Here is an 8,534-nt window from a genome sequence, read left to right on the forward strand (position 1 = left end):
GTCTACTACTTCTCCCCGCAGAAGTGCTTCGCTTCCGACGGCGGCATCTGGTTGGCTGCAATGTCCCCGGCTGCCATCGAGCGCATTGAGAAGATCAACTCTTCCGACCGCTTCATCCCGGCTTTCCTGAACCTGCAGACTGCTGTGGATAACTCCCGCAAGAACCAGACCTACAACACCCCGGCTGTCGGCACCCTGTTGATGCTGGCCGATCAGGTTAAGTGGATGAACGCCAACGGCGGCCTCGACGGCATGGTCGCTCGCACCACCGAGTCCTCCTCCCACCTCTACAACTGGGCTGAGAACCGCGCGGAGGCAACTCCGTTCGTCACCGATGCTGCAAAGCGCTCGCTGGTCGTCGGCACCATCGACTTCGAGGACAACATCGATGCTGCGCAGATTGCAAAGGTCCTGCGCGCCAACGGCATCCTCGACATCGAGCCGTACCGCAAGTTGGGACGCAACCAGCTGCGTATCGGCATGTTCCCGGCAATCGATCCGGAGGACATCCGTCGCCTGACCGGCGCTATCGACTGGGTCCTGGACAACGGCTACGCTGCCAAGTAACAGCAATAGCAGCTGCAAAATAGCAGCCACGTGACCAGCCTCAGCCGCTTGACTCCCGCGCCACGCGCAAGGGCATTGTCCCGATTGTCCGTGACGCGGGAGTTTTGTCGTTTACCATGATTAGTGAGCATTACTTATAACGTCGACCAACAAGGAGGTTCTCGCATGAGGGAGCTGAAGCCCGTTCTGGACGGCGATGTGACCGATTCACTGACTCTCGTTCCCGCCGATAGCACCGAGCAGGAACGACAGGAGGGACTTCGCTTCACGCTGCCTCTCGACGAGAACCTGCGTACTTTCCTTGTCGAGCACTTCGAGCTCACGGATACTACCGGTGCCCCAGTCGCAGCAGATTCCGCATCGCTTGTCGACGGCCCCAGCGCCGCCACCGCCACTGCCAGCGGCAGCTCGCCAGCGGGCGAGACCACCGAGCGCGAAGTTACCGACAGTAAGCCGACCGGTGACAGCTCTGCGGAAGACACCGACTCGGCCCAAGCCGACAACATTCCGGCCCCAGCTGACAACCCCGCTGCGGCAGAGGCAGCACCGAAGAAGACCCCTACTGCGCCGAAGCCAGTTTTGGAAGAGCCACGTGTCGTGTTGTCGCCGCGCGAGATTCAAGATCGCATTCGCAGTGGCCAGTCGGTCGAGGAGCTCATTGAGTACAGCGGTATGCAGTCGCGCAAGATTGAGTCCTTCGCCTACCCGGTGCTTGCGGAGCGCGCACGTATTGCGGAGCTCGGCAAGCAGTCTAAGCCACGTCGTCTGGATGGCCCGGCCAAGCTCACTCTGTGGGAAATCTTGGCCACCGCTTTTGCCGCCCGCGGTCAGGAACTCGCCGATGCCACATGGGATGCCTACCGCGACCCGAGTGGGCAGTGGATTGTGACTGTTACCTGGAATGTTGGCCACACCACCAACGTGGCAGAGTGGAACTATCAGGCAGAGGGCCTCTCCGCGCTGACAATTGCCCGCAATGAGCTGGCCGCGGAGTTGATTGATCCCGACTTTGCCCGTCGCAACCGCGATTTGGCCCCGCAGGCAAGTCACGCTGCCGATGCCGCGGATACCGCTGAGATGCCGGCCGCATGGCAGGCGCCGGCGGAGCCGCCGCGAGGCCATGGGGAGCACGACGATCCGTCGCAAAGCGATGCTGTCGACGATGACATCGATGAGGCGGAGTTCCTGCAACACCCTGATGCAGAGCAGCCAAAGCGTAAGAAGAAGACCGTTATGCCGTCGTGGGAGGATGTGCTTCTCGGCGTACGTCCGAACGGTCCGAAGAAGTAGCGGTTTTCACTCGATAATGAGCTCCATGACGAACGGCAATTTTTCCGATTTCGAATTCGCCGCGATCCGCCGGGGAGTAGTCACAATTTGGTTCATCAGCACCGATGATCCGACTGCGGCCCTGGAGACGGGTGTTCAACACGACCGCGGTTTTGGGCGTCGTTTCCTGGCCCTTTATGACTCGACGCTGCCGGTGACACCAATTGGTGATTTCCCGCTCAATCGCTCGGCGGAGACCGGCGACGGCGAATATTACATCGGCGGTTTTGAGGGCGTTGCTGTGCTCCAGACAGTCCTCGACGATGTTTCGCAGCTGTCGAAGTTGTCGCCGCGTCTGCGGCAGGAGATTGCCGCCACGGACGTCTATGCGACTGTGTCGGATAAAGCTACGGGCTTCGGTGCCTTCGCGCACTGGCACGATGGCAAACTCAAGCGTGCTTTCTCAGCAACCCGCTACCGCACGTTGGAAGATATCGGCCTGCCCTGCCTCGCCGAGGGCAGTTTCTGGGCGGGCAAGCACCGTCCGCTCCTCGATGCCGAAGACGCACCGTCTCGTCCGCGCGAGGGGGTCGGTTTGCCGTTCGTTCCGGCAGAGCTTGCCGACGCCGTCATCACCGACTGGTTGGGCTTCGACCCGCATTCGCCGGCAGCGGATATCCCTGTTAGCGGTTTTGCGGTCGATGGCCGTCGTGCGGCTCCCGGAGCCTCGTACTCAACCTCGCGTAGCCCACGCGGGCTAGTGGGTGAGTCGGGTTTCTCCGGTTCGGGTGCAGAACTTAATCGCGCCTACGACGACTATGAGGTTCACAACGCAGAGCCGAACCGAGACTTCCTTGAAGAACTCGGGCGCGTTGGCGCAAAGGCGAAGAACTTTGCCAGCCGAACGTGGAAGCGTGCGCGAGGAAAGTTCGGGAAGTAGCTTCTTGTGCCCTGCCCCCGCGTCCTAGCTCTAGCGCCCTGTGCGCTGCGACTGAACACGCAGCCGCTCGTAGAAAGCAATCGCTGCGGAAGTAGCCACATTCAGGCTGTCGGTTCCCGGCGACATGGGAATGCGGGCACGCACATCGGTGGCTGCCATCGCGTGCTCGGTAAGCCCCGGCCCTTCGGCACCGACAAGGATAGCGACCTTGTCCGTGTCCATGGCCTCCCATAGGTTCACCGTGCCCGCCGGGGTCATGGACACCACGCGGAAGCCCTGCTCTTTGAGCTGGTCCAGGCTCCGCTGCCAGGTGGTTGTGGTGCCGGGCAGAGTCGCAAAGGGCACGGTCAGCACATGCCCCATGGAGACGCGCACACTGCGGCGATACAGCGGATCGGCGCAGGCCGCGCCGAAGACAACCCCGTCCACGCCCATCCCCGCCGCGTTACGGAACAACGCACCGATGTTCTCGTGGTCCCCGACACCCTCCATCACAGCCAAAGTGGTGGCTCCGCTCAGAACTTGGTCCACTGATAGCCCCGGCGCACGGTCAGCGGTGGCCAGCAAGCCGCGGTGAAGATCAAATCCGGCTGCTGCAGCCAGCACCTCGCGGTCGAGCTCATACCAGGGCACCGTTTCCGCAATGTCGGCCTCGCGCGCGGTCAAACCGTCGGCAAGCGTGGCGAGCTTCTGGCGCGTACCAAAGACCGCGCGGAGCGGGAAGCGTGAGCGCACCAGGCGCGGCACAATAAGCGTGCCTTCGGCGATGACCAGCCCCTTGCCGCCGGGCAGATCGGGGCGGGAATCGGACTTGTTGAGGTTGCGGATGTCATCGAGCCGACTGTCGGCAGGATCATCGATGACGATGGGTGCAAAGCGGTCGAGGGATGCGGTGGTAGACATGGATACTCTTTAGCCGCCCAACAGAGCGGTGAACGGATCGGCGGCGAAGTAGATGACGAACAGCCCGGAGACAATCCACATCAGTGGATGCACGGTCTTAGCGCGACCTGAGAAGATAGCCATCGCCGCGAAGGTGATGAAGCCAATGCCGATGCCGTTTGCGATCGAGTAGGTGTACGGCATGGTGACGATGGTCAAAAATGCCGGTAGCGCGATGTCGAAGCGGGTGAAGTCAATCTCGGAGACCTGCCCAATCATCATCGCACCGACGATGACCAGCACCGGCGCGGCGGCCTCGATAGGCACGATTTCGTAGAGCGGAGTGAAGAACATCGCAGCCAGGAACAAGAGGCCGGTGACAATGTTGGCAAGGCCAGTGCGTGCGCCATCGGCGATACCTGCCGCGGAATCAACAAAGACGGTGTTCGACGAAGAGCTGACTGCACCACCGACGATAGCGCCGGCGCCCTCGACGACCAGGGCGCGCTTCATGTCCGGCAGCACGCCGTCTTCATCGACAAGTGCAGCCTGCTTGCCCAGGCCATTCATCGTGCCCATGGCATCGAAGAAGTTGGCCAGGACCAAGGTGAACAGCAGCATGGTGGCGCTGAGGGCACCGATGCGGGCAAAGGAACCGAAGATGTCCACGGCGCCAACTAGGGAGAGGTCCGGCATGCCGCCGACACGATCCGGCAGGGTCGGCACGGCGAGGTTCCAGCCGGTCGGCACGGGCTTGCCGTCAGCAAACGACGGGCCCGAGTCGGTCAGCGCCTCCACAGCGAGCGCAATGATGGTGTTGATGACGATGCCGATGAACAGGCCGCCCGGGATGTTGCGTACAACCATGATGCCGCAGATAATCAGGCCGAGGACGAATACCGCGGTCGGCCACGAGGCGATCTGGCCGTTGATGCCCAGCTGCACCGGCACAGTCGTCCCGGCAGCATCGGGGATGCGGCGGACCAGGCCACCGTCAACCAGGCCGATCATGGCGATGAATAGGCCGATACCCACACTCATCGCGGCCTTCATATCGGACGGAATCGCATGGAAGACGGCCGTGCGGAATCCCGTCAGCGCCAGCAGCACGATAATCACGCCGTCCAGCACGACCAGGCCCATCGCCTCTTCCCAGGCCAGCCCCTCGTTGGCAACGAATGTCACGGCAACCAGGGTGTTGATGCCCAGGCCCGTCGCAATGCCGAAGGGATACTTGGCAAAGAGACCGAATGCGATGGTCATGGCACCAGCTGCGAGCGCGGTGACTGCGGCGACCTGCGGCAGCCCCAGGCTGTTGCCGTTGACATCCTCGATGTTGCCGAGGATGAGCGGATTGAGCAGGATGATGTAGGCCATCGCGAAGAAGGTCACGACGCCACCGCGAATCTCGGTGACGGTTGTCGAACCGCGCTCCGTGATCTGGAAGTAGCGGTCTACCGCAGAGAGATGGCGCCCGGGCCGTGAAGCCTTGGAGTCCGTCACCCCATCCGATGGTGCTGCAGAGGTGGACGTGGCTTTGTCCATTTTTCTAGAACCTCTCTAAGGTGTGATGTTTATCCGCATCGACCGCATCGACGCGGGAGTTTTATAACGAAAAGCCGTCATCGCACCATCTTCAGCATTACTTTTGCGCAGGCTCTGCTTTACGACGAAATTTGCGACCACGACCTCAGAAAGCGAAAACGTCAACCTGCCCAGCGCATGTACATCGGTGCTGCAGCCGCTGTGGCTACGCCGCGCACCAGCTGAGCCGTGCACCAGCTGGCACGGTAGACAAAAAAGGCTTCCCCCCACAACAATTACATCTCAGGTTCTTTTCAGCAAAGCCGTACCAAATAAAGCCGTAGCCAAATGTGTTACCGCAGTCGAACGGGCAACTACAGATGCGAGTCCTGGTAGGGTTCCGCCACCGGAGCCCCCTGCCCCGTGACTTCCGGAATAGCTGAGTGCGCACCGCAGCCGTGGTCAAAGCTTACGGCCGTGGCGTCGAATGTCCACTCGTTGACGCACACGCCCCAGTTCTTACCCAGCTGTCCGGTCAACGGAACCATGAAGGCGCAGGTTCGACAGCGGTGCAGCGCTTCCCGAGCAAAGTCACTCTCCGACCCGGTATCGCCTTCTTCCCAGCGCTGCTCGGTATCTTCCACGCCACGTGCCGACAGTGTGCGGGTTTCCAGGTCGTCGCCGTCGAGTCGCTCATCCCCCACTGCGGCCGGTAGGAGATCGCGGGGACCGAGGTCACCGGGACGTACTCGTTCCTCATAGGGCACCCACTCGGGCGCTTGCAGGGCGGTTTCGCCGGGGACGAGGGCTACTTCACTGACTGTCGCCTGTTGAGTGCCCGGCGCGCAGGCGACCACCACATGCCATTCCCAACCCCTGTATCCGGGCAGGTCAGCCGCAAAACGGTGAACCGCAACTCCCTCACCGACGACGCTTACGCCGGTGTGCGCGCCAGCAGGCCCCTCCCCCAACTCTTCAATCGCAGCACGCGCAGTGTCGACCGCCTGGTGATTCATCACTTTCCCCCGTCGGCGGCTGTTTCGGGAACGTCGTCGATTTTCAGTCACGTTTCCTATCCTAGAGTGAAGCCATGGACAGATTCCCGTCGGGCGGCGCAAACCCTGCCCGTTCCTTCCGCTCGTCATGCTTTACGACGGCCCGAGTGGCCATCCTCTCCGTGGCAGCTGCCACCTTGTTGTCCGGCTGCGCAGCTGAAACTGATTCAGATAACGATTATTCAGGCAACGCAGACTCTGCTCGGGGCGCTGATGCTGATTCACACTCCGATGCCACCACTGCCCCCTCTTCAAAGTCAGTCAACCCCTCCGAGGTAGTCGGCCCCAATAAGGTGCCGGGTCTCGGTGAAGTTCCGACGCTGAAACTGACCATCGAGCAGTCCTACCCAATCACCGCGCCACCGCTATCTGCCGAAAAGAATGTCGCCGCGCCTTTTGTCCAGGGCCTTGAGTTCGAACCCGACGGCTCTTTGCTGATGGGTACCGGCCTCTACGGTGAGTCACAGATTTACCGACTGCCGAATTGGCTCGATAATTCCGCAGCCGAGCCGACGAACGTGGAGGATTTGTCCCCTGAGCTCTTCGGTGAGGGGATTACCCGTCACGGAGATACTGTGTGGCAACTGACCTGGAAGGAAGGTCGTGCCATTGAACGCGATGCGGACACCCTCGAGCAGCGCCGCGAGGTCCCCTTCGACACCGAGGGCTGGGGGGCCTGCTCCTTCGAGGACACCATTGTGACCTCCGACGGCAGCGGTACTCTGACCTTCCGTTCTCCCGATGATCTCTCCGCCCAGCGTCAACTGCCCGTCACAGCGGCGGGCACGGAGACAACATGGCTCAACGAACTCGAGTGCGTCACTACCGGCGTCGACGATGCCTCGGACAGTGCACAGGGCGCTGCCGACGCAGGTTCGCCGCAGCCGCACCGCGAAGTCTGGGCTAACGTTTGGCAGAGCCCCTTCATCTATCGCATTGATCCGGAAGCTGGGAAGGTCACCGGCATTGTCGATGCCGCCGAAATCTTCCGTGACCTATACACCCAACTTTCTCCGGCAGAGCTGAAGGATATTGATGTGCTAAACGGTATTGCGCTAATCCCAGACTCTTTCTCCACCTCCCCAAATGGCTCACGACAGTTCCTACTCACCGGCAAGAAATGGCCGACTGCCTACCGTGTTACCGTGGGTGAATAACGGTATCTGGCCCAAAAACGGCTAGTGTGACTGAAGTAGCTTCAATTCTGTTACGAATGTCGGGAAGTGAGAGTTGATGGGATCGAATAGGCGCCGCTGGCAACAGAATAGTAAGGCGTTCATGGTTGTCGGCGCTATTGTCGTGGTGGGTCTTGTTGTCACCGGCATCGTCCTGGCTGTCAATAAGTGGTCGAGCCAGGCAATCGAAGATCCACGCGCCTTGCCCATCGAGGTCGATCAGGACGGCGAAATCACAAAGGTTCTTCCCTACCGTATCTGCGATCTGTTTGAGAAGAATTCCTGCACCACGATTGAGGCTAACGCCGCCAAGATTTCGCTGGGAGAGCAGGATACCGCCGAGATTAACGTCGGTTCCACCGTTGGATCCAATGCCTGGACTCTTCAGCGGTTCTTCTCCGACGATTCTGTTAACTCTAACTCCCGCAAGAACCCGGGTGAAGCCACGACTGAGACCATCGCCGGCTCCGCCGCCGTTGCAGGCAAGCGCACCCCGCTCGGGGTTGTCGAGGTGTCCACCGCACTAATCGGCAAGAACTCCGAGGGCGAAGAGACCACCTACGGCATTACGTGGTCGATCGTCAACGAACCGTCGTAAAGCACAGCAAAACGCCCGCTCACCGAGGTCTTCCTTTGTGAGCGGGCGTTTTTGCATCGTCCCCCTACCTACGAGTCCAGCTCGCGTGCGACTGCACGCAGGACCTCAGCCATCTGGTGGCCGTCCTTGCGCTCCGGGTAGCGCCCGGCGCGCAGGTCCCGCTGCACCGTCGACTCCAGCATGGAGATCATGTCCGAAATCATGCCGTTTAGATCGCTAGGGCTGTGTTTCTTCGCTTGACGACGGGCACCTGCGCCCCCACCTGCCCCACCACGGCGGTGGCGTGCACCGCGCGGCCCCTCATCGAGGACCTTGATTCGCAGCGCCTGCGGGCCTGGACGGCCGTCAGCGTAGTCGTATTCCAGACGCTGACCAGTTACGAGTTCTTCCACGCCTTTCGGCAGCACGTTCTTGCCGATGTAGACATCTTCACCGTCGGGGTTCGACACGAAACCAAAACCGCGTTCCTTGTCGTACCACCTGACCTTACCGATGGGCACTTTCCACCTAACCTTCCCGTGCCC

At 61.1% G+C, this 8,534-nt stretch carries 8 protein-coding genes and 1 pseudogene; 5 read left to right on the plus strand and 4 right to left on the minus strand.

The window, feature by feature from the left end; genetic code table 11:
* From Q0U90_RS11215 to Q0U90_RS11225, 3 genes and pseudogenes are all read left to right on the plus strand, one after another.
* Nucleotides 1–567, plus strand: a pseudogene (locus Q0U90_RS11215) (phosphoserine transaminase); the annotation flags it as partial.
* A gap of 165 nt (nucleotides 568–732) precedes the next feature.
* A complete protein-coding gene (gene sepH / locus Q0U90_RS11220; RefSeq protein ID WP_297455127.1) occupies nucleotides 733–1,857 on the plus strand; it encodes a septation protein SepH in 1,125 nt (374 codons plus the stop codon).
* Nucleotides 1,858–1,882: 25 nt separating this feature from the next.
* On the plus strand, nucleotides 1,883–2,776 hold the full coding sequence (locus tag Q0U90_RS11225; RefSeq protein WP_297455130.1) for a hypothetical protein: 894 nt from the start codon (nucleotides 1,883–1,885) through the stop codon (nucleotides 2,774–2,776).
* Nucleotides 2,777–2,806: 30 nt separating this feature from the next.
* On the opposite strand, the gene Q0U90_RS11230 is transcribed toward Q0U90_RS11225, so the two are convergent.
* The 3 genes from Q0U90_RS11230 to Q0U90_RS11240 form a co-directional block, all read right to left on the minus strand.
* Nucleotides 2,807–3,679: an RNA methyltransferase gene (locus Q0U90_RS11230; protein WP_297455133.1), complete on the minus strand. Its 873-nt coding sequence runs from the start codon at nucleotides 3,677–3,679 to the stop codon at nucleotides 2,807–2,809.
* 9 nt (nucleotides 3,680–3,688) lie between these two features.
* Nucleotides 3,689–5,203, minus strand: coding sequence for an NCS2 family permease (locus Q0U90_RS11235; RefSeq protein WP_297455136.1), 1,515 nt, complete (start codon nucleotides 5,201–5,203; stop codon nucleotides 3,689–3,691).
* Nucleotides 5,204–5,556: 353 nt separating this feature from the next.
* A complete protein-coding gene (locus Q0U90_RS11240; RefSeq protein WP_297455139.1) occupies nucleotides 5,557–6,249 on the minus strand; it encodes a DUF3027 domain-containing protein in 693 nt (230 codons plus the stop codon).
* A gap of 23 nt (nucleotides 6,250–6,272) precedes the next feature.
* Between Q0U90_RS11240 and Q0U90_RS11245 the strand changes: the two genes are divergently transcribed.
* On the plus strand, nucleotides 6,273–7,394 hold the full coding sequence (locus Q0U90_RS11245) for a glutaminyl-peptide cyclotransferase (protein WP_297455142.1): 1,122 nt from the start codon (nucleotides 6,273–6,275) through the stop codon (nucleotides 7,392–7,394).
* A 121-nt stretch (nucleotides 7,395–7,515) separates the two neighbouring features.
* Nucleotides 7,516–8,010: a DUF2771 family protein gene (locus Q0U90_RS11250; RefSeq protein WP_297455145.1), complete on the plus strand. Its 495-nt coding sequence runs from the start codon at nucleotides 7,516–7,518 to the stop codon at nucleotides 8,008–8,010.
* A gap of 68 nt (nucleotides 8,011–8,078) precedes the next feature.
* Here the strand turns inward: Q0U90_RS11250 and Q0U90_RS11255 are convergent, their stop codons facing one another.
* Nucleotides 8,079–8,510, minus strand: a complete 432-nt coding sequence (locus Q0U90_RS11255) for a cold shock domain-containing protein (protein WP_297455148.1) — start codon at nucleotides 8,508–8,510, stop codon at nucleotides 8,079–8,081.
* Nucleotides 8,511–8,534: the final 24 nt, after the last annotated feature.

The organism is uncultured Corynebacterium sp. (assembly GCF_946998835.1).
GTDB lineage: Bacteria > Actinomycetota > Actinomycetes > Mycobacteriales > Mycobacteriaceae > Corynebacterium.

What these genes read in the sequence shown, in the direction of transcription:
- sepH (WP_297455127.1), top strand. Translation starts at nt 733, where the DNA reads ATGAGGGAGCTGAAGCCCGTTCTGGACGGCGATGTGACCGATTCACTG.
- Q0U90_RS11225 (WP_297455130.1), top strand. Translation starts at nt 1,883, where the DNA reads ATGACGAACGGCAATTTTTCCGATTTCGAATTCGCCGCGATCCGCCGG.
- Q0U90_RS11230 (WP_297455133.1), bottom strand. Translation starts at nt 3,679, where the DNA reads ATGTCTACCACCGCATCCCTCGACCGCTTTGCACCCATCGTCATCGAT.
- Q0U90_RS11235 (WP_297455136.1), bottom strand. Translation starts at nt 5,203, where the DNA reads ATGGACAAAGCCACGTCCACCTCTGCAGCACCATCGGATGGGGTGACG.
- Q0U90_RS11245 (WP_297455142.1), top strand. Translation starts at nt 6,273, where the DNA reads ATGGACAGATTCCCGTCGGGCGGCGCAAACCCTGCCCGTTCCTTCCGC.
- Q0U90_RS11250 (WP_297455145.1), top strand. Translation starts at nt 7,516, where the DNA reads ATGGTTGTCGGCGCTATTGTCGTGGTGGGTCTTGTTGTCACCGGCATC.